This is a genomic window from Shewanella indica (genome assembly GCF_002836975.1).
Lineage (GTDB): Bacteria > Pseudomonadota > Gammaproteobacteria > Enterobacterales > Shewanellaceae > Shewanella > Shewanella indica.
This window is the reverse complement of record NZ_NIJK01000047.1, coordinates 176,580-196,928: the sequence shown is the minus strand read 5'-3', so window position 1 is coordinate 196,928 and position 20,349 is coordinate 176,580. Positions and strand designations below refer to the sequence as shown.

At 52.0% G+C, this 20,349-nt stretch carries 17 protein-coding genes; 8 read left to right on the top strand and 9 right to left on the bottom strand.

Annotated elements, in window-relative coordinates; all coding sequences use genetic code 11:
• Nucleotides 1–36: 36 nt before the first annotated feature.
• The 7 genes from pyrF to aroA all read right to left on the bottom strand — a co-directional run bounded on the left by pyrF (nucleotide 37) and on the right by aroA (nucleotide 6,564).
• Nucleotides 37–732, bottom strand: coding sequence for an orotidine-5'-phosphate decarboxylase (gene pyrF, locus CX650_RS16615; RefSeq protein WP_039032982.1), 696 nt, complete (start codon nucleotides 730–732; stop codon nucleotides 37–39).
• A gap of 21 nt (nucleotides 733–753) precedes the next feature.
• On the bottom strand, nucleotides 754–1,914 hold the full coding sequence (lapB, locus tag CX650_RS16610; protein ID WP_101096459.1) for a lipopolysaccharide assembly protein LapB: 1,161 nt from the start codon (nucleotides 1,912–1,914) through the stop codon (nucleotides 754–756).
• Nucleotide 1,915: 1 nt separating this feature from the next.
• A complete protein-coding gene (locus CX650_RS16605) occupies nucleotides 1,916–2,185 on the bottom strand; it encodes a LapA family protein (protein WP_039032984.1) in 270 nt (89 codons plus the stop codon).
• Between the two features lie 122 nt (nucleotides 2,186–2,307).
• Nucleotides 2,308–2,595, bottom strand: a complete 288-nt coding sequence (gene ihfB / locus CX650_RS16600) for an integration host factor subunit beta (RefSeq protein ID WP_025887377.1) — start codon at nucleotides 2,593–2,595, stop codon at nucleotides 2,308–2,310.
• A gap of 70 nt (nucleotides 2,596–2,665) precedes the next feature.
• A complete protein-coding gene (gene rpsA / locus CX650_RS16595; protein WP_025010414.1) occupies nucleotides 2,666–4,333 on the bottom strand; it encodes a 30S ribosomal protein S1 in 1,668 nt (555 codons plus the stop codon).
• Nucleotides 4,334–4,432: 99 nt separating this feature from the next.
• Nucleotides 4,433–5,128, bottom strand: coding sequence for a (d)CMP kinase (gene cmk / locus CX650_RS16590; protein ID WP_039033034.1), 696 nt, complete (start codon nucleotides 5,126–5,128; stop codon nucleotides 4,433–4,435).
• A gap of 155 nt (nucleotides 5,129–5,283) precedes the next feature.
• On the bottom strand, nucleotides 5,284–6,564 hold the full coding sequence (gene aroA, locus CX650_RS16585; protein ID WP_101096458.1) for a 3-phosphoshikimate 1-carboxyvinyltransferase: 1,281 nt from the start codon (nucleotides 6,562–6,564) through the stop codon (nucleotides 5,284–5,286).
• Nucleotides 6,565–7,027: 463 nt separating this feature from the next.
• Here aroA and CX650_RS16580 point away from each other — a divergent pair, with 463 nt between their 5' ends.
• Nucleotides 7,028–8,224: an amino acid aminotransferase gene (locus tag CX650_RS16580; RefSeq protein WP_101096457.1), complete on the top strand. Its 1,197-nt coding sequence runs from the start codon at nucleotides 7,028–7,030 to the stop codon at nucleotides 8,222–8,224.
• An 85-nt stretch (nucleotides 8,225–8,309) separates the two neighbouring features.
• Here the strand turns inward: CX650_RS16580 and serC are convergent, their stop codons facing one another.
• On the bottom strand, nucleotides 8,310–9,404 hold the full coding sequence (serC, locus tag CX650_RS16575; protein ID WP_101096541.1) for a 3-phosphoserine/phosphohydroxythreonine transaminase: 1,095 nt from the start codon (nucleotides 9,402–9,404) through the stop codon (nucleotides 8,310–8,312).
• Nucleotides 9,405–9,464: 60 nt separating this feature from the next.
• A complete protein-coding gene (gene gyrA / locus CX650_RS16570) occupies nucleotides 9,465–12,104 on the bottom strand; it encodes a DNA topoisomerase (ATP-hydrolyzing) subunit A (protein WP_101096456.1) in 2,640 nt (879 codons plus the stop codon).
• A 358-nt stretch (nucleotides 12,105–12,462) separates the two neighbouring features.
• Between gyrA and ubiG the strand changes: the two genes are divergently transcribed.
• From ubiG to CX650_RS16535, 7 genes are all read left to right on the top strand, one after another.
• Nucleotides 12,463–13,173, top strand: a complete 711-nt coding sequence (gene ubiG, locus CX650_RS16565) for a bifunctional 2-polyprenyl-6-hydroxyphenol methylase/3-demethylubiquinol 3-O-methyltransferase UbiG (RefSeq protein ID WP_101096455.1) — start codon at nucleotides 12,463–12,465, stop codon at nucleotides 13,171–13,173.
• 4 nt (nucleotides 13,174–13,177) lie between these two features.
• On the top strand, nucleotides 13,178–13,846 hold the full coding sequence (locus CX650_RS16560; RefSeq protein WP_039032989.1) for an HAD family hydrolase: 669 nt from the start codon (nucleotides 13,178–13,180) through the stop codon (nucleotides 13,844–13,846).
• A 484-nt stretch (nucleotides 13,847–14,330) separates the two neighbouring features.
• Nucleotides 14,331–16,625, top strand: coding sequence for a class 1a ribonucleoside-diphosphate reductase subunit alpha (gene nrdA, locus CX650_RS16555; RefSeq protein WP_101096454.1), 2,295 nt, complete (start codon nucleotides 14,331–14,333; stop codon nucleotides 16,623–16,625).
• A 59-nt stretch (nucleotides 16,626–16,684) separates the two neighbouring features.
• Nucleotides 16,685–17,815 carry a class Ia ribonucleoside-diphosphate reductase subunit beta gene (gene nrdB / locus CX650_RS16550; protein ID WP_025010421.1) on the top strand — a complete coding sequence of 377 codons (1,131 nt, stop codon included), beginning with the start codon at nucleotides 16,685–16,687 and terminating at the stop codon, nucleotides 17,813–17,815.
• Nucleotides 17,784–18,119, top strand: a complete 336-nt coding sequence (gene yfaE, locus CX650_RS16545) for a class I ribonucleotide reductase maintenance protein YfaE (protein ID WP_071475569.1) — start codon at nucleotides 17,784–17,786, stop codon at nucleotides 18,117–18,119. The genes nrdB and yfaE overlap by 32 nt, the downstream gene beginning before the upstream one ends.
• 98 nt (nucleotides 18,120–18,217) lie before the next feature.
• Nucleotides 18,218–19,447 carry a glycosyltransferase family 4 protein gene (locus CX650_RS16540; protein ID WP_101096453.1) on the top strand — a complete coding sequence of 410 codons (1,230 nt, stop codon included), beginning with the start codon at nucleotides 18,218–18,220 and terminating at the stop codon, nucleotides 19,445–19,447.
• Nucleotides 19,448–19,491: 44 nt separating this feature from the next.
• Nucleotides 19,492–20,349, top strand: coding sequence for a hypothetical protein (locus CX650_RS16535; protein ID WP_039032992.1), 858 nt, complete (start codon nucleotides 19,492–19,494; stop codon nucleotides 20,347–20,349).

Sequence of the window (20,349 nt, the reverse complement as noted above, 5' to 3'; positions counted from 1 at the left end):
CCGGTCCATACTGCAAGTCGCCGGTATGTCGCAAGTTTATGCCAACGATTGATGTATCGCCTGCAATGTCGCCAAAGGATCGGCCGCTTGAGTAATGGGTCGACCTATGACCAGATAATCTGAGCCCGCGGCCATAGCTTCGGCCGGGGTCATGATGCGTTTTTGATCGCCGGCGTCACTGCCCGCCGGACGAATACCCGGAGTCACCAGTTTGAAATCGGCGCCAAGTTCGGCCTTGAGCATACTGGACTCTCGGGCCGAGCAGACCACACCATCGAGACCGGCTGTTTGCGTCAGGCACGCCAGTCTTCGAACCTGCTCTTCAGCACTGCCTTCAACACCAATAAGCTTGAGCTCATCGTCGCTCATTGAGGTCAGCACAGTAACAGCAATCAGCAAGGGGGCGTTATCCCCGTAAGGTAATAAGGCTCGGCGGGCAGCTTCCATCATGGCGAGACCGCCACTGGCGTGGACATTCACCATCCACACCCCCATTTCGGCGGCGGCAGCTACCGCTTTGGCCACTGTGTTGGGAATATCGTGAAACTTCAGGTCCAGAAACAGCTCAAACCCTCGGTCATGGATCTCTTTCACCAGTTGAGGCCCGAACAGGGTAAACATCTCTTTGCCTACCTTAAGGCGGCACATAGACGGATCCAACTTATCAATAAGTTGCAATGCTTTGAATTTATTATCAAAGTCCAAGGCGACCACAATAGGTGTCTCTGTCATTTTTACTCCGTTATCTAAGGGTTATTCACCGTCCAAACCGCGAACCCGCTTAATACTGCCCCAGCTCTTGCAGGATGGGCAGTGCCAATACAAGGTATGTGCCGGGAAACCACACTCCCGGCAGCGGTAACTTGGACGGAATCTAATTTGTTGCTCTACCAATTTTTCCAGCATCGCCAGGCTATCTCGTGCCTGGCCCTGCTCAGCTTGCTTGATGTGCATCTGCATAAGGTGCTGGAACCCCCGCATGGTGGGGTGACGATAGAGAGCTTGCATCACCATGTCTTCGGCGCCTTTGATATCGCCGTCTTCAATCATACGCTGCGCCAATGCCACCACAACTGAAGCACCCGCGCCCTTATCTATGGCGTGAGCCAACAGTTCGCGATAACCTTCAATATCCTTGAGCTCTTGATAGAGCTGGCGGGCACAGGCGAGTGCATCGGCAAAAAGCTCGGCATCGGCGTCAATCAGTTGATTGAGCATCTGTTTGGCCTGAGGTAACTGCCCTGCGTCGAGGTAAGCGTTGGCCAGTGACAACAAGGCGCGGCCACATTGAGGGTCTTGCTTGAGTGCGGCTTGAAAGCCCTTGAGTTTACCCGCTTCTTCGTCGGCTTCTTCGGCCAATTGGCAGTAGAAATGGGCGATGACGGGTTTCAGACCCTGCTGGCTTTTTCGTGGCAAGCGCTTGGTGATATCTATCGCCTTTTGCCAATCTTTGGTGGTTTGGTAAATGGAGATCAGTTGGGTTTCCGCTTCTTCGCTGTGATCGTCCTGACTGACCAGGTTAAGGAAAATCTCCTCAGCCCTATCGTAGAACCCGGCGGCCATATAGTCCTTACCCAGCTCCATCATCGCCATGTCTCTTTGCTCGGTGGCGAGATTGGGCCTGGCTATCAGGTTTTGGTGAATACGAATAGATCTATCTACTTCACCCCGTTTGCGAAACAAGGAACCCAAAGACAGGTGAGTGTCTATGGTTTCATCATCGACATCCAACATGCTAATAAAGAGATCAACAGCCTTGTCCGACTCATTGGAGAGCAGAAAGTTGAGCCCGGTGAAGTAGTCTCGGCTCAGTTTCTTTTGTGCTGAATTCTGTTTCTGCTTCAAACTGCGGCGGCCCATGTACCAACCGTAAGCCGCAGCAATAGGCAGCAACAGAAAGAGAAGTTCGAGCATACTAGGCGTCTTGCCCCTGCTGCTGCGTTAATGTCTGGATCTTCTTACGGGCATTACGCAATGACAACTTCAACTTCATTATGTAGTAGAAAGCAATGACCCAGCTGAGGATAAACCCCGCCAGAAACACCACGGCCAACACCACAGGCAAACGGAACTCTCCCTGTGCCACAAAATAACTGATGGTGACCAGCTGTTCATTGCGAGAGCCAAATACCAGTGCCACTACAAACAACATTGCCACCAGTACGGTTGCGACAAATGACTTCACGTTGCACTCCATAAACGCGTTTCAATGTTCTGATTATCCAGTAATTTGACTGAGCTGACCAGCTTTAGCCAAGCTCCGGGCATAAAAAAGCCCCCTTTCGGAGGCTTTTAATACAACAGCGATTAACGGTTATAAGCGTCAACGCGTTCGCGCAGTTCTTTGCCTGGCTTAAAGTGCGGGACGTACTTGCCATCCAACTCGACTGATGTTCCCGTTTTGGGATTACGACCAGTGCGAGGTGCACGATAGTGAAGTGAAAAGCTGCCAAAGCCACGGATCTCTATGCGATCACCGCTTTCCAATGTTTTAGCCATTTGCTCCAACATCTCTTTGATGGCGCCTTCTACTTCTTTCGCCGACAGTTGCGACTGCCCACTGGCGAGTTTTTCGATCAGTTCGGATTTAGTCATCCTAGCTACCCCTATTATCAAGCCAAACACAGTCACCTAACAGGGGGCAAGCCCCCTGTACTACAGGCACTTACTTACGAGCTGCTTTAAACGCTTCAGCCATTGCATTAGTCATGATAGCGTCATCCTGCTTGTTCAGGTTAGCCATCACTTCTTTTTCTTCAGCTTCGTCTTTAGCACGTACAGACAGGCTGATTGCACGGTTCTTGCGATCTACGCCCATGAACTTGGCTTCAACGCTGTCACCTACATTGTAGACGCTTGATGCATCTTCAACACGGTCACGGCTGATGTCAGATACACGGATGTAACCTTCAACAGTGTCAGCCAGCTCAACAGTAACACCTTTGGCGTCAACAGCAGTAACAGTACCAACTACGATGGTACCTTTCTTCTTGTCGGCCAGGTAGGCGTTGAATGGATCGTCTTCAGTCTGCTTAACACCCAGGCTGATACGCTCACGCTCTGGATCAACAGACAGAACCACTGCAGTGATTTCGTCGCCTTTCTTGTACTCGCCAACAGCGTCTTCGCCGCTACCGTTCCAAGAGATGTCAGACAGGTGAACCAGACCGTCGATGCCGCCGTCCAGACCGATGAAGATACCGAAGTCAGTGATAGACTTGATCTTACCGGTAACTTTGTCGCCCTTGGCATAACGGTTAGCGAAGTCTTCCCATGGGTTGGTCTTGCACTGCTTGAGACCCAGAGAAATACGACGACGCTCTTCATCGATGTCCAGAACCAGAACTTCAACTTCGTCACCCAGGTTAACAACCTTGGATGGGTGGATGTTCTTGTTGGTCCAATCCATTTCAGAAACGTGTACCAGACCTTCAACGCCTTCTTCGATTTCAACGAAGCAGCCGTAGTCAGTCAGGTTGGTTACGCGACCAGTCAGACGAGTGTTTTCTGGGTAGCGCTTGCTGATTTCCAGCCATGGGTCTTCACCCAGTTGCTTCAGACCCAGAGATACACGAGTGCGCTCGCGATCGTACTTCAGTACTTTGACGTTGATTTCGTCACCAACATTCACGATCTCAGATGGGTGCTTAACACGCTTCCAAGCCATGTCGGTGATGTGCAGCAGGCCGTCAACACCGCCCAGATCTACGAATGCACCGTAGTCGGTCAGGTTCTTAACGATACCTTTAACTGCTTGACCTTCTTGCAGGTTTTCCAGCAGAGCATCACGCTCAGCGCTGCTTTCAGATTCGATAACAGCACGACGAGAAACAACAACGTTGTTGCGCTTCTGGTCCAGCTTGATAACTTTGAATTCCAGTTCTTTGTTTTCCAGGTGAGCAGTATCGCGTACTGGGCGAACGTCAACCAGAGAACCAGGCAGGAACGCACGGATACCGTTCAGCTCAACGGTGAAACCGCCTTTAACCTTGCCATTGATGACACCGATTACAGTTTCAGCATCTTCGTAAGCTTTTTCCAGAACGATCCAGGCTTCGTGGCGCTTAGCCTTTTCGCGAGACAGTTGAGTCTCACCGAAACCGTCTTCAACGCTATCCAGCGCAACGTCAACTTGGTCGCCAACGGCGATTTCCAGTTCACCTTGAGCATTTTTGAATTGCTCAGCTGGGATTGGGCTCTCAGATTTCAGACCGGCGTCAACCAGTACCATACCGTTTTCGATGGCAACTACAGTACCACGAACGATAGAACCTGGGCGGAATTCCAGTTGTTGAAGGGATTGTTCAAACAGATCAGCAAAAGATTCAGTCATGTTAATTAACTTTAAGTAATAAACCACGTATCTATCCTGAACGTGGAGTCAGTAAAATAACTCGCCTCTTCCCTGTGGCGAATGCCTATCCCGCCAGTCTCAGAGACTGACGTCAGATAATTTGTCAACTATGTGCCTGAGCGCCAGCTCCAGCACAGTCTCAATTCCGAGTCCAGTAGTATCTATCACCAAGGCATCTTCAGCTGGCACCAAAGGCGCTACTGCGCGATTCATATCCCGGTGATCTCTTTCCTGGATCTCGGTTAAAAGACGCTCGATATTAACATCGAAGCCCTTGTCCTGCAACTGATTATAGCGCCGCTGGGCCCTTTCTTCAGCCGAGGCTGTCAAAAATAATTTGACCGGTGCATGCGGGAAAACAACGGTTCCCATATCCCGGCCATCAGCTATAAGCCCGGGGGCAACTCTGAAAGCGCGCTGCCTTCTGAGTAAGGCTTCTCTCACCCGGGGAAACGCCGCCACTCTTGAGGCTGCGTCAGAACATTCTTGAGTGCGAATGGCATGGCTGACATCTTCGCCTTCCAGCACCACTTTTATGGCTTCATTTCCGGCTCCCGCCAGAAACTGTACATCCAGGTGCGCGGCCAACAGGGTGATGGCTTCTTCGTTATCCAGTTCCACATCGTGGTGAATAGCGGCAAGTGCCAGCACTCGATATATGGCACCACTATCGAGCAGTTTCCATCCAAGTTTGTTGGCAAGCAACTGACTTATAGTGCCTTTTCCCGCACCGCTTGGGCCGTCAATTGTGACAACAGGCGCCCGTTCAGACATAAATTCCTCCGCAGTAATTATCATCTTCCATGAGGACACAGTATGAGTTCACCGAAAATGAGCGGCCAATATTATATATCAACTGCATGCTTTCCGTATGCTGAATTCAAGGTCAATTTCGGGCTGCTGTTGTCAACAGCCCGAAATTCAGCCGCTTAACCGGCCAAGGCCGTAAAGCGTTGGAAGTAATCCGGGAAGGTTTTTGAGGTGCAATCCGGGTCATTAATGGTGACGCCGCAATCAGCAAACGCCAGCAGCGAAAAACACATGGCCATGCGGTGGTCGTTATAGGTATCGATGGCGGCATGCGTGGGCGCAAGCGGTGGATTTACCAAAATATAATCCTCACCCTCTTCCACCTCGGCACCAATTTTACGCAGTTCTGTGGCCATGGCGCTGAGACGATCTGTCTCCTTGATACGCCAGTTGTAGATATTGCTAAGACGAGTCGGCCCTTTGGCAAAAACCGCAGCTGTGGCTATGGTCATTGCCGCATCGGGAATATGGTTCATGTCCATATCTATGCCCTTGAGCTGGCTGCCCCTGGCAATAATATAGTCATCTCCCCATTCAATCTCGGCGCCCATGCTCGCCAGCGCATCGGCAAACTTGACATCACCCTGAATGCTGAGACGGCCAACTCCGGTAACTTTCACTTCACCGCCGGCGATAGCGCCTGCGGCCAGGAAATAAGACGCCGATGAGGCATCGCCTTCCACCAATACCTTGCCCGGTGACAGATAGCTTTGACCGGATGGGATCTCGAAACGCTGATAGTCGTGGTTGATGACCTTAACACCAAATTGCGCCATCAAGGCCAAAGTAATATCAATATAGGGCTTGGAAACCAGTTCACCCTTGACCTTGATATTGACAGCGGTACCGGCCAGCGGCGCAACCATGAGTAACGCGGTAAGAAACTGGCTGGAGAGATTACCGGCAATTTCCACATCCCCGCCACTGAGGCCTGTTGCCTTGATTTTTAATGGCGGGAAGCCGGGATGTTTCAGATATTGAATATCTGCGCCCAAGGCCTTGAGACTGTCGACCAAATCTCCTATTGGCCGCTCCTCCATTCTGGGTTCACCCGTGAGAACAAACTCACCGTTCCCCAGAGTCAGCGCGGCGCACAATGGCCGCATAGCGGTGCCGGCATTACCGAGAAAAAGCTCTTGCAACTTATCGCTGTTGATTGCGCCGCCAAGGCCCTGCACACTACAGTGGCTTTTGTCTTCGGAGAGCTCAAATTGAACGCCGAGCTGTTTCAGCGCTGCCAACATGTGACGAATATCATCTGAGTCGAGCAGATTTGTCAGTTCTGTGCTGCCCTTGGCCAGGGTTGCCAATAGCAGCGCCCGGTTGGAGATACTCTTGGAGCCGGGGATATTGACCTCCCCATGCATTCTACTTATGGGATCCAGTCGCAATTGCTTCATCTTTTTTGGATTCTTGCATCTGTGTTTGACGGCATTGCAGCGTTACGCCACATACCGCCAAAGCGGGTTAAAAGACCTTGTCACCGATTATGGGATAAAACCGGTAAATCAAGACAAAAGATTAGATACAGCGAGTGCTGATAGGCCTGAATTAAGTGTTCGTGGCATTAAAGTTACCTGAGCGCCACAGGGATTCAACCGTTTTTTGCTGAAAAAAGCCGATTTCAGCGGAAAATTATTCAACTAGCGCTAAATAAGCTCTTTAACTCTCCGATAGACGTTCCAACAAGTGATACAGAGAAACGACTCTCCTTTCCTGCAACTGAGCTTTACAACCTGGAAGCCCAGCTTGCCAGTTGCACCACTCAGACTATCGCTTACTGCAACCTCACCAGCCGTTAACAAATAACCTAAATATCGTTATGCTAATCTTCTTCAACAAGTATTAACTTCAGGGAACCCTATGTTCAGCACACTCAAGGCGATGCCAGCCGATCCCATTCTTGGGCTGCTCAGCCAATATCGCGACGACCCTCGCCATGAAAAAATTGATTTGGGCGTTGGTGTCTATAAAGACATCTTGGGAAATACCCCCATCCTCGACTGCGTTAAGACCGCTGAGCAGCGCCGCACCGCCACAGAAACCACCAAGGTGTATATCGGCCCAGCCGGTAGCAGTGATTTCAATCGTCTCATTGCCGAGCTGGCATTCGGTGAGCAGCACCCTACCCTGAGCGCAGGACGCATTCGCAGTGTCTCCACTCCCGGCGGCACCGGCGCGCTGCGGGTCGCAGCCGACTTTATTAAACGTTGTCGCCCAGACGCAACCGTTTGGGTCAGCGATCCTACCTGGGCCAATCACACCGGACTTTTTGAGGCGGCCGGTCTCAAGGTTGAGCGTTATCCTTACTATGACTACGCCACCAAGGCGCTGAAATTTGATGAAATGCTCGCCAAACTCAACACTCTTGGGGAAAACGATGTGGTGCTGCTGCATGCCTGTTGTCACAACCCATCGGGCCAGGACCTCAGCACCGAGCAGTGGGACCGAGTGGTACAAGTCGCCGTCAAACGCGGTTTTACCCCGCTTATCGATATGGCTTACCAGGGCTTTGGTGACGGTGTCGAAGAAGATGCTTACGGCGTTCGCAAGATGGCAGCAGCTGTGGAAGACATGTTGCTCTGCTCCTCTTGTTCAAAGAATTTTGGCCTTTATCGCGAACGTATCGGCGCTTGCAGCATCATAGCCAACAGCAGTGCTGCCGCCGATGTCGCCTTGTCGGTACTGCTTTACGTGGTGCGTTGCCTCTACTCCATGCCGCCTGCCCATGGTGCCGCGTTGGTGGAAACCATTCTCGGCGACAATCAGCTCAAGCAGCAGTGGCTGGATGAACTCAAGGTGATGCGTGACAGGATAAACGGTAACCGTGCCATTCTGGTTGAGCGTTTAAAGGCGGTAGGCGTCGAGCATGACTTCAGCTTTATCGCCCGCCAAAAAGGGATGTTCTCCTTCCTTGGGGTGTCGCCAGAACAGGTTGAACAACTTAAGCAGGAGTTCGGTATCTATATGGTGGATTCAAGCCGGATAAGTATCGCCGGGATAAGCGATAGCAATGTCGATTACCTTGCCAAGTCTATCGCCAAGGTGTTGCAAGATTAAAATTGGAGAGTGAGATGAAAAAAGCGAATGCCGAGGCATTCGCTTTTTTATGGGATAGTTGTAATAAAACGATTTTCGCCAGGGTTCAGCTGCTGTGCTTGACCGCAAACGCCTTCATAAAGGCAACCAGGGCCTCAACGCCGGCCAAAGGCATGGCGTTATAGATACTGGCGCGCATCCCGCCGACAATTCTGTGCCCCTTAAGAGCCACCAAACCTGCGGCCTCCGCCTCTTTCAGGAACTCACCATTGAGCGACTCATCGGCCAATTGGAAAGTCACATTCATTCGCGAGCGGTTTTGCGTCGCCACACCATTGCGGTAAAAGTCCAGCTCATCGATACAGGCATAAAGCAGTTCGGCCTTGGCTTTGTTGAGCTCTGCCATCGCCTCGATACCGCCCATTCGGTGCAGCCACTCAAACACTTCGGCCGCCAGATACCAGGCAAAAGTAGGGGGAGTGTTAAACATGGAATCGTTTTCGGCCGCCAAGCGATAATCCATGATGGACGATTGCGGCATGGCCGGCAAAGCCAGCATCTCTTTACGCACTATCACTATGGCCAAACCGGAAGGGCCGATATTTTTTTGCGCCCCGGCATAAATGAGCCCGTAACGACTGACATCGATTTCACGGGACATGATAGTGGATGACATATCCGCGATTATTGGCCAAGGAGACTCCAACTCTTCAAAAATTTCGATACCATCTACCGTCTCGTTGGGGCAATAGTGCACATAACGATACTTGCCACTATCGCCTTCCAGCTTAGGCAAGGTTACTTTGTTGAGTCCATTGATCTTTTCAACTATGCTTTGGCTATCAATTCTGTCATCTCCGGCCAGCTTTCTGGCCTCTGCCGTGGCCGATCTTGACCACTGACCGCTCTCCAAATACAGGGCTCTGCCGTTATTACCCAAAAAATTATTCACGACAGCCGAGAACTGACCGCGACCACCGCCATGCATAAACAGTACATGGTAATCTTCGGGAATATTCATCAGCGAGCGTAATCTGGACTCGGCAGCCTTGGTGAGATCGATAAAGGCCTGACTGCGGTGACTGATCTCCATGACGGAGACACCGTGCCCCTGCCAGTCCAGTAATTCCTGCTGGGCTTTTTGCATTACCGCGGCCGGCAACATGGCTGGTCCGGCACAGAAATTATAAATCGTGCTCACTTCATTGTTCTCCTTGAAAAAAAGAGCGTCCAACTGGACGCTCATATATGCTTGATGCTGTTATTCCTGCTCGGCTTCAGGTGCTTCGGGCGCTTGGCCTTCAGTATCCTCGGCGGCAGGTTCGGCCGCTATGGGTTCGCCGTTTTCGTCGAATTCCACTTCGTCTTCATCAGACTGGATTTCATCAATACGCTGTAAACCCACCACGGCCTCGTCACCGGCAGTGCGGATAATGGTCACGCCCTGGGTATTGCGGCCTATGATAGAAACGCCGGCCGCAGGGGTTCTTACCAGTGTGCCCTTGTCGCTGATCAGCATTATTTCATCATTGTCGCCAACCTGAACCGCGCCGACTACCGCGCCGTTACGTTCGCTCACCTTGATGGAAACCACACCCTTGGTAGCACGGCTCTTGGTTGGGTACTCACTCAGCTCGGTACGCTTACCAAAACCATTTTCTGTCACTGTCAGAATGGCACCATCTTCTTTTGGCACTATCAGTGAAACCACTTCCTGACCATCTTCGAGTTTGATACCGCGAACACCGGTGGCGGTACGGCCCATGGCGCGCACCTGATCTTCGCTGAAGCGTACCACCTTACCTTCGTTGGAGAACAGCATGATTTCGTTGCTACCATCGGTCAGGTCAACGCCGATCAACTGGTCACCGTCTTTCAGGTTAACGGCGATAATGCCGTTGGCTCTTGGGCGACTGTACTCAATAAGCGATGTCTTCTTCACTGTGCCGTGGGAAGTAGCCATGATGATATACTTGTCGGCTTCATATTCACGAACCGGCAGAATCGCCGTAATGTGCTCGCCCTCAGACAATGGCAGCAGGTTCACAATAGGTTTACCGCGCGACTGACGGCTGGCCAGCGGCAACTGATAAACCTTGAGCCAGTAGAGCTTGCCGAAGTCGGAGAAGCACAAAATGGTGTCGTGGGTATTGGCAACCAACAATTTCTCAACGAAATCTTCGTCTTTAACCTTGGTAGCCGCTTTGCCCTTACCGCCGCGGCGCTGCGCTTGGTAATCGCTCAGAGGCTGATACTTGGCATAACCCAAATGCGACAGGGTTACTACCACATCTTCTTCGCAAATAAGGTCTTCGAGGCTGATATCCACGGCTGAAGCATTGATCTCGGTGCGACGCTCGTCACCATATTGCTCAAGTACTTCTTCCAACTCTTCTTTGATCACTTCCATCAGACGCTCTGGGCTTCTGAGGATATGCAGCAATCCAGCAATCAGCTCCAGCAGTTCTTCATATTCCTGGAGGATCTTCTCGTGCTCAAGACCGGTCAGACGGTGCAGACGCAGCTCTAGGATAGCCTGGGCTTGCTGCTCAGTCAGATAGTAGAGACCATCGCGAATACCAAACTCCGGCTCCAGCCACTCGGGACGGGCGGCATCATCACCGGCTTTTTCCAACATGCCCTGCACGTTGCCGAGCTGCCAACCGGTTTCCACCAGTTTTACCTTGGCTTCAGCGGGTGTTGGAGAGGCCTTGATCAGCGCAATCACAGGGTCGATGTTGGCCAGGGCGATAGCCAGGGCTTCCAGAATATGCGCGCGTTCGCGGGCTTTACGCAGTTCAAACACGGTTCTGCGGGTGACCACTTCGCGGCGGTGCAGAATAAAGGCTTCCAGCATCTCCTTGAGGTTAAACAACTTGGGCTGGCCATTGGTCAAAGCCACCATGTTGATACCAAAAGAGGTTTGCATCTGGGTCTGGGCATAGAGGTTGTTGAGTACCACCTCGGCGACTTCGCCGCGCTTGACCTCAACCACAATGCGCATACCGTCTTTATCAGACTCATCGCGCAGGCCACTGATGCCTTCAATTTTCTTGTCTTTTACCAGCTCGGCAATTTTTTCAATCAAACGAGCCTTGTTCACCTGGTACGGGATCTCGGTAACAATGATCCGCTCGCGGCCATTGTCTTCGGTTTCCACCTCGGCACGGGCGCGCATAATCGCCTTACCGCGGCCGGTACGGTACGCTTCCTCTATGCCTTTCTTGCCATTGATAATGGCGGCAGTCGGGAAGTCCGGGCCCGGGATATACTCCATCAGCTGTTCGATAGACAGCTCAGGTTCTTCAATAAGCGCCAAACAGCCTTTAACCACTTCGTTCAGGTTATGCGGCGGAATATTGGTGGCCATGCCCACCGCAATACCGGAGGAACCGTTGACCAGCAGGTTGGGGATCCGGGTCGGCAATACGGCCGGGATCATTTCGGTGCCGTCGTAGTTGGGGACATAATCGACGGTTTCTTTCTCAAGGTCAGCCAGCAGTTGATGCGCCAGCTTTTCCATACGAATTTCGGTATAACGCATGGCCGCCGCGGCATCGCCGTCGATGGAGCCGAAGTTACCTTGACCATCTACCAGGGTGTAACGCAGCGAGAAAGGCTGTGCCATCCGCACTATGGTGTCGTATACGGCGCTATCACCATGAGGGTGATACTTACCTATCACGTCACCGACAACACGTGCCGACTTCTTATAGGGTTTGTTCCAATCGTTTTTCAGCTCGTTCATCGCAAAGAGTACGCGGCGATGCACCGGCTTGAGGCCATCGCGTACGTCTGGCAATGCCCGCCCGACGATAACGCTCATGGCGTAATCCAGATAGGAGTTCTTTAGTTCGTCTTCAATATTTATTGGCGAAATTGATAAAGCCAGATCAGTCATAAACTGCTCGATCCCCTTAAATTAGCTGACAACTTGTAATCCGTGTCATTGTCGAGCCCAACAAACGTGATTTGGCATTCTAACACAGTTATTTAATGTCGGAAGTCCTTAAAGCCGCCTTTGCAGCCAAAAACGCCAAGGGCATGATACAAGTCGCGAGCAGGGGCTGATATCACTGTCATAGACATGAGTTCCGTTGTTGTTTTTATCATCAAAAACCGAATCTTGCTGATATTTTGTCCAGCTTTTGGGCTTTAGTGCCGCCGATCACATTGAGGCGCCAATTTATACTGCCCTTCCCTATGGCTTATATGGTTATAATAGGCGCATCCTTAATATTGCTGTTTCAGGTCCGAATATGTCTTCTCAACCCAATGTCGACCCTCAGGAAATTGCCAAGTTTGAAAGTATGGCCGCCAGTTGGTGGGATCCTGCCGGTGAATTCAAGCCGCTGCATGAACTCAACCCACTGCGCCTTAATTATATAGATGCCCAATCCGGCGGTATCTTTGACAAACTGGTGCTGGATGTCGGCTGTGGCGGCGGCATTCTGTCCGAGAGCATGGCCCGCATCGGCGCCAAGGTCACCGGGCTGGATATGGGTTTTGAGCCGTTGGAAGTCGCCAGGCTGCATGCGCTGGAAGCCGGCGTCAGCATAGACTACCTGCAAGAAACTGCCGAAGTGCATGCCCTGAATCATCAGGGGCATTACGACACAGTTACCTGTATGGAAATGCTCGAGCATGTACCGGATCCGCAATCTGTGATCCAGGCTTGTTGCGATATGGTCAAGCCCGGTGGTTGGGTGTTCTTCTCCACCATTAACCGCAACATCATGTCCTGGGTGCAAACCATACTCGGTGCCGAGTATGTACTGAAAATGTTGCCGGCCGGAACCCATGACCACAGTAAGTTTATCCGCCCATCCGAGTTAATCGCCATGGCAGAAAACACTGAACTATTGTGTCGTGACGCGCTGGGCATAAAATACAACCCCTTGAGTGGCGTATTCAGTTACACCAAGAGCGTTGACGTCAACTACATGATTGCCTGTCAGCGCCAGGACTGATGCCATGACGCCTAAGCTACCGTTTCAAGGCATTCTGTTCGACTTGGATGGAACTTTGGTGGATACCGCCGAGGACCTGACCGAAGCGCTGGCCTTGGCCCTGGCATCCCATGGGGTATCGATAGAAGATAAGCGCAAACTTTTGCGCACTCTGGCCTCTCACGGCTCGCTTGCCATGGTGCAAGCCGCCGTGCCCCAAGCCTCAGCCGAAGAGCAGGAGCATCTCCGGCAAGCGATGCTCAGGGAATATGATGCGGTCAACGGCCAAAAAGCCTGTTTGTTTGAAGGCATAGAAGCCTTGCTGGACAGTGCCCGTTCAAGAGCTATGCCGCTGGGGATTGTCACCAATAAACCAGCGCGTTTTACCCGTCCCTTGTTAGAGCGCATCGGGCTGCTTAAACGCTTTGATGCTGTGATCAGTGCCGATACTACCCTCTATCGCAAGCCCCACCCGGCTCCTATGTTACTGGGGGCCCAGCAGCTTAACTGCGCTCCTGAACGTATTCTCTATCTTGGCGATGCAGAGCGCGACATAGCCGCGGCGCAGGCGGTTAATATGCCCTCTGCCATCGCCATGTGGGGATATCTGGCGGCAGAGGATAAACCGGCAGACTGGGGCGCAGATTGGCAGTTGAACCATCCACAGGCAGTGATGTCTCTGCCATTGTGGTAACAAGGTAAGAAAAACGCTAAATTGGCACTGTTTTCCCGAGGGGACAAGGCCTTAATGAAAGTCGCAGACCGGATGCTACTTTAACCGAGCGGATCTGAGCAAGATCGCGGATCGCTGCTTATTTTAGCAGTCGATCACCTTGAGTGAGATCGCTTAATTTTTAACCATGATGACTGTGCGCCAGCAATGATGCAGCTTTGCGGAATCGGCCACTCAATATCCTCAAGATATCCACAAGATATACCCAAAACTCAGGCTTGCAAAAAGTGCCACACCTCACTATCTTGTTATCCAAGATATAGAAAAACACCATATCTTGTGTATCAGTCGCAATCAAACATACTAGTCTTGCACTGAAAACTCCCGGTTAACAGAGCCCACTCGGGCCGCCGTCGTTAACTGTTCGGTTGATTGTTTTACAAGGGAAGGTTTAATGACGCCGACGCGTCATTGTCACAGATATTACAACCAAGGCCTATCTTCAATGAATAGCACTATGACTATGACAGTTACCAAACGCAGTGGCGCACGCGAGACCATAGATCTCGATAAGATCCATCGCGTTATCACCTGGGCAGCCAAAGGATTAAACAACGTCTCGGTCTCCGAGGTGGAGTTACGTTCTCACCTGCAGTTTTATGATGGTATTCCCACTGAAGCCATCCATGAAACCATTATCAAGGCCGCAGCCGATCTGATCTCTCCCGATTCTCCGGACTATCAGTTCCTGGCCGCCCGCCTTGCTGTTTTTCATTTGCGTAAGAAAGCCTTTGGTCAGTTTGAGCCGCCAAAACTGGTTGATCATGTCAGCAAGTTGGTTGCCATGGGCAAGTACGACAAGCACCTGTTGGAAGACTACAGCCGTGAAGAGTTGGATGTACTCGACAGCTATATCGACCACTGGCGCGACATGAACTTCTCCTATGCTGCCGTCAAACAGCTGGAAGGCAAGTATCTGGTACAAAACCGTGTGACTCATGAAGTCTACGAAAGTGCCCAGTTCCTCTACATTCTGGTCGCCGCCTGTCTGTTTGCCCGTTATCCGAAAGAAACCCGGCTGCAGTATGTCAAAGACTTTTATGATGCGGTTTCTACCTTCAAGATCTCTTTGCCGACCCCTATCATGTCCGGTGTGCGTACGCCGACACGTCAGTTCAGCTCTTGCGTGTTGATCGAGTGTGATGACAGCCTGGATTCTATCAATGCCACGGCCTCATCCATCGTCAAATATGTCAGCCAGAGAGCCGGTATCGGTGTGAACGCCGGCCGTATTCGCGCCCTGGGCAGCCCTATTCGTGGCGGCGAAGCCTTCCATACAGGTTGTTTGCCTTTTTACAAATATTTCCAGACTGCGGTGAAATCCTGCTCCCAGGGCGGCGTTCGCGGCGGTGCTGCAACCCTGTTCTACCCTATCTGGCACCTGGAAGTTGAATCGCTGCTGGTTCTGAAAAACAACCGTGGTGTTGAAGACAACCGTATCCGTCACCTGGACTATGGCGTTCAGATCAACAAGCTGATGTATCAGCGGATGATCAAGGGCCAAAATATCACTCTGTTCAGCCCATCGGACGTTCCCGGCTTGTATGACGCTTTCTTTGCCGATCAGGACGAATTCGAACGCCTGTATGTGAAATATGAGCAAGATCCGAGTATTCGCAAGAAGACCCTTAAAGCGGTCGAGCTCTTCTCGCTGATGATGCAGGAGCGCGCCTCCACAGGTCGCATCTATGTGCAGAACGTGGATCACTGTAACACCCACAGCCCCTTCAACGCCGAAGTGGCCCCTGTGCGTCAATCCAACCTGTGCCTTGAGATTGCCCTGCCAACCAAGCCACTGAACAACATTGACGATCCCAATGGCGAAATCGCCCTTTGTACTCTGTCAGCGCTGAACCTGGGTGCGATAAAAGACTTGGGCGAACTGGAAGGTCTTGCCGATTTGGCCGTGCGCGCCCTGGATAACCTGCTGGATTACCAGGACTACCCTATTCCCGCTGCCAAGACGGCATCGATGAACCGCCGCACTCTGGGTATCGGGGTCATCAACTTCGCCAACTATCTGGCCAAAAACGGCGTGAAATACTCTGATGGCAGCGCCAACGGCCTGACTCACAAAACATTTGAAGCCATACAGTACTACCTGCTCAAAGCCTCGATGAATCTGGCCAAAGAGCTGGGTGCCTGCCCGCTGTTCCATGAGACCACTTATTCTCAGGGGATCATGCCGGTAGATACCTACAAGCGGGATCTGGACAAGATTTGTGATGAGCCGCTGCACCTGGATTGGGATGCCCTGCGTCACGATATCAAGCAGCACGGCTTGCGTAACTCGACTCTGTCGGCACTGATGCCATCCGAGACCTCTTCGCAGATCTCCAACGCCACCAATGGTATTGAGCCTCCACGCGGCCTTATCAGCGTCAAGGCCAGTAAAGATGGTCAGCTCAAGCAAGTGGTGCCCGATTTTGATGAGCTCAAGGACAAGTACGAGTTGCTGTGGCAGATGCCCAGCAACGACGGTTACCTGCAGTTGGTGGGTATTATGCAGAAGTTTGTCGATCAGGCGATTTCGGCCAATACCAACTATGACCCATCCAAGTTTGAAAGTAACAAGGTTCCAATGAAGCTGCTGCTCAAGGATCTGTTGACCGCCTACAAACTCGGGGTCAAAACCCTTTACTACCACAACACCCGGGACGGTGCTTCCGACAAATTCGATGACATTACCAGCATCGAGAAGGAAGACGACGGTTGTGCCGGCGGCGCCTGCAAGATTTAAGCAGGATTAAGTAACAAGTTCGGGGCCCAGGTGGCCCCGTTGTTTGGAAAGAGTAGATCATGGCTTATTCAATTTTTTGTCAAACCCCCAACGATGCCACCCGCGAACCTATGTTTCTCGGTCAGGCGGTTAACGTGGCCCGTTACGATCAACAGAAGTACGAAGTATTCGAGAAACTGATCGAAAAGCAGTTGTCTTTCTTCTGGCGCCCGGAAGAAGTGGATGTCAGCCGCGACAAAATCGATTTTGGTGCCCTGCCGGATCATGAAAAGCATATCTTCCTCTCCAATCTCAAGTACCAAACCCTGTTGGACTCGATTCAGGGCCGCAGCCCCAATGTGGCTTTCCTGCCGCTGGTGTCCCTGCCTGAGCTGGAAACCTGGATTGAAACCTGGTCCTTCTCCGAGACCATTCACAGTCGTTCCTACACTCATATCATTCGCAATATTGTCAACGACCCATCCGTGGTGTTCGATGACATAGTGGTCAATGAGGAGATCCTCAAGCGCGCCGGCGATATTGCCGAGTATTATGACCGCCTTATCGAGCTGACTCAGTTGTATCACCTGCATGGTGAAGGCAAGTTCGACGTTAACGGTCGCACCCTTGAAGTCACTACCCGCACCATCAAAAAAGCCCTCTATCTGTGCATGATGTCGGTCAATGCGCTCGAAGCGATACGTTTTTACGTCAGCTTCGCCTGCTCCTTTGCCTTTGCCGAGCGCAAACTGATGGAAGGCAACGCCAAGATCATTCGCCTGATCGCCCGCGATGAAGCTTTGCACCTGAACTCAACCCAGCACATTATCAACCTGATGCAGGGTGGCAAAGATGATCCTGAGATGGGTGAAATCGCCAAAGAGTGCCAGCAGGAAGCTTACGATCTGTTCCTGCGCGCCGCCGAGCAGGAAAAGGCCTGGGCCAAGTACCTGTTCAAGGATGGCTCCATGATAGGCCTGAACGAAACCATTCTCTGCCAATATGTGGAGTTCATTACCAATCAGAGAATGAAAGCGGTTAACCTGGGCGCACCATACAGTGAGCAGAGCGATCCCCTGCCCTGGATGAAAAACTGGCTGGAAAGCGATGCCGTACAGGTGGCGCCTCAGGAAGTGGAAGTATCATCCTATTTGGTCGGCCAGATAGATTCGGCTGTCGATGACGATGAGTTCTCCGACTTTGACCTTTAACAAAGCCCCTATCGTGCTGCTGCGCGGAGAGCCCTTGCTGCTGTATACCACAGAACACAGGACTCTCCTGGCAGCGCTTGAAGCCCGTAAGGTGAGCATTTTTTCCGAGTGCCGCAGCGGGTTTTGCGGCGCCTGCAAGACCCGGGTGCGCAGTGGCTCGGTCACTTATCTGACCACGCCATTGGCCGAGTTAAAGGCGGATGAATGCCTGCCCTGCTGCTGTGTGCCTACGGAAGATCTGGACTTGGACCTCTCCAGCGAAGGTGCCGACATGCCGCTGCTGCGGGTTAAACATTTGGCCTGAAACAAGCGCAAAAAACGCCGTCAATGGCAGATCTCCTACAGTCAAACAAGCGTTTTTTCGTTGTAAATCCTGCCTGACTCCGGTACTCTGCCGGACTTATGAAATCAGACTCAAGTTATTCATTCAAAAGTCTTTATTGCGCTTTTGACCGCTACCCTCTGCCCAAAGGCGCTTCGACCCATATACGTTATATGGCGTCAACCCTGTTTGCCTTCCAGTCCCCCGGTATGCTCTATCTGCAAGGTGATCCCCAGATGCCTTCCTGGCAGAAAGAAACCCTGTCACTCGGCAGCAATCCCAGCGAGGTCAGTATTGTCAGGCACCAGCTAAACCCAGGCTCGGGCAATAACGTACTTGCCAAGGCGCTGGACTATGCCAATCAGCTTGGGGCGCTGCTCAGGCAAAATCGCGATACCCTGACATTGGCGCAGTTTCGTGATCCCTGGGCGGGGGTGCCTTTGCTGGATCATCGCAAGGACAATCCAGCGCTCAAGCTAGTTTATGAGGTCAATGCCCTGCCCAGCATAGAGCTGCCTATTCACCTGTCGCTGCCGCGGAAAACCCTGGCCAAAATCAGCGCCTGGGAGCAGCGTTGCCTGGATGGTGCCGATCTGATTGTGACCCCATCAAGAATCACGGCTGCCGGCCTTGAAAAACGCACTACCACTCCAGTAGTCTATCTGCCAAACGGCGCCGAGTTGCCGCCTGCCGAGCCATTGAGGCAAGCACAGGATGCGAGGCTACCCAGGCTCATCTATTTTGGTGCCGCCCAGCGCTGGCAGGGGCTTAGGGATCTGCTCAAAGCCTTTGCCTTGGTGCGTCAGCAGTTGGAGGTCGAATTGGATCTCTGCCTGTCTCTCGAAAATCGCCAGGCCCGGCAGGTAAAGGCCTGGCTCAAGTCCATGGAACTGGAAGATTATGTTTCACTGCATTTCGGGCTGGACCAAGCCAGTCTCAGGCAAAAAATTCAGACCGCGAGCGCATCTTTGGCGCCGCTCACGCCCTGCAGGCGCAACATGCTTCAGGGATGCTGCCCTTTGAAAGTGCTCGAATCCATGGCCTGCGGCACCGCAGTTATTGCCTCGGATCTACCTGTCATTCGTGAGCTGGTAACCCATGAAGTCCATGGGCTCTTGGTTCCCCCCTCCAGGCCCTCCGAGCTCGCCAGAGCCTGTATTGAGCTGCTCAGTCAACCGGCCAAGGCCAAAGATTTGGGCCTCAAGGGCCAACAAAGGGTGACAGATCAGTTCCAATGGCAACAGATCTGCACTCAACTCAGCGACTTGTATCACCAGCTGAGCCAAGGCCCCATGCAAGCTACCGCTTAATAGCTACTCGTTTAATAGCACCTGTTTAATGTCAAGGAAATGATATGGAAACAGCCATAAACCCTTTTAACGCCCCGCTTCACTACTGGCGAATGCGCAAAGTGTTCAAGCAGTTAACCCCGGTGGAGCAAGAATTTATCCGTACCAGGAAGTTGGATGCAACCCATTCGACCCAGCACTGGTTACTGTTTCTCAAGCGCCTGACCCGATTGGATCGTATGGGCAGCCCATTGAGACGCCAGTTTCGCCGCAGCCGCAATTGGTTAATAGGTTTCACTATTGTCAGCATATTCCTGCCCGTACCTCACCTGGTGGTGTATGCCTTGGTGGGTTTGACTCTGGCCTCGATATTATTGCTTCACAGCTGCAACAATATGGACGTCAACGACAATGTGCGCACCGGCCTTATCAAATTGATGCAGGTACTGGCGATGGAGACCAACAGCGTGCAACTGAAACTGGATCTCGACTCCATACACAAGCGTAAGCCGGCCCGAACCGAAAAGCCTGAGAAAAATACTCAACTGGCCTACTTTGAAGTGCCACTGTTGCAATTCAGGGCCAAACTCAAGGACGGCAATGAGCTGCAACTGCGGGTGGATGATGTTATCTGTCGTCGTAAACGCACCCGTCGCAACGCCCGAGGCAAAGTCAAAACCAAGATCAAGTACAAGGGACGGCGCAGCATTCGCAGCTGCCTGACGCTGAATGCTGAATATTATCATCTACGCCAGGGTAAACTGGCACCAACGAGCAAGGCACAGACTCAAAACGGCATCACCAAGGTGAAATCCAACTCCACCTTTAAATTTATCGGTGAGTCACGTTTGATGGATGCCGAGAATATTCTCAGAACCATCGCCAAGTCCTATCAACAGACCAGTATTCGAGCCAGGGGATAA

Excerpts from the sequence above, each read along its gene's own strand:
- cmk (WP_039033034.1), bottom strand. The coding sequence starts at position 5,128 with ATGTCTGAACGGGCGCCTGTTGTCACAATTGACGGCCCAAGCGGTGCG.
- CX650_RS16540 (WP_101096453.1), top strand. The coding sequence starts at position 18,218 with ATGAAATCAGACTCAAGTTATTCATTCAAAAGTCTTTATTGCGCTTTT.
- gyrA (WP_101096456.1), bottom strand. The coding sequence starts at position 12,104 with ATGACTGATCTGGCTTTATCAATTTCGCCAATAAATATTGAAGACGAA.
- ubiG (WP_101096455.1), top strand. The coding sequence starts at position 12,463 with ATGTCTTCTCAACCCAATGTCGACCCTCAGGAAATTGCCAAGTTTGAA.
- CX650_RS16580 (WP_101096457.1), top strand. The coding sequence starts at position 7,028 with ATGTTCAGCACACTCAAGGCGATGCCAGCCGATCCCATTCTTGGGCTG.
- nrdB (WP_025010421.1), top strand. The coding sequence starts at position 16,685 with ATGGCTTATTCAATTTTTTGTCAAACCCCCAACGATGCCACCCGCGAA.
- ihfB (WP_025887377.1), bottom strand. The coding sequence starts at position 2,595 with ATGACTAAATCCGAACTGATCGAAAAACTCGCCAGTGGGCAGTCGCAA.
- lapB (WP_101096459.1), bottom strand. The coding sequence starts at position 1,914 with ATGCTCGAACTTCTCTTTCTGTTGCTGCCTATTGCTGCGGCTTACGGT.
- nrdA (WP_101096454.1), top strand. The coding sequence starts at position 14,331 with ATGAATAGCACTATGACTATGACAGTTACCAAACGCAGTGGCGCACGC.
- CX650_RS16535 (WP_039032992.1), top strand. The coding sequence starts at position 19,492 with ATGGAAACAGCCATAAACCCTTTTAACGCCCCGCTTCACTACTGGCGA.
- CX650_RS16560 (WP_039032989.1), top strand. The coding sequence starts at position 13,178 with ATGACGCCTAAGCTACCGTTTCAAGGCATTCTGTTCGACTTGGATGGA.
- pyrF (WP_039032982.1), bottom strand. The coding sequence starts at position 732 with ATGACAGAGACACCTATTGTGGTCGCCTTGGACTTTGATAATAAATTC.
- rpsA (WP_025010414.1), bottom strand. The coding sequence starts at position 4,333 with ATGACTGAATCTTTTGCTGATCTGTTTGAACAATCCCTTCAACAACTG.
- aroA (WP_101096458.1), bottom strand. The coding sequence starts at position 6,564 with ATGAAGCAATTGCGACTGGATCCCATAAGTAGAATGCATGGGGAGGTC.
- yfaE (WP_071475569.1), top strand. The coding sequence starts at position 17,784 with ATGACGATGAGTTCTCCGACTTTGACCTTTAACAAAGCCCCTATCGTG.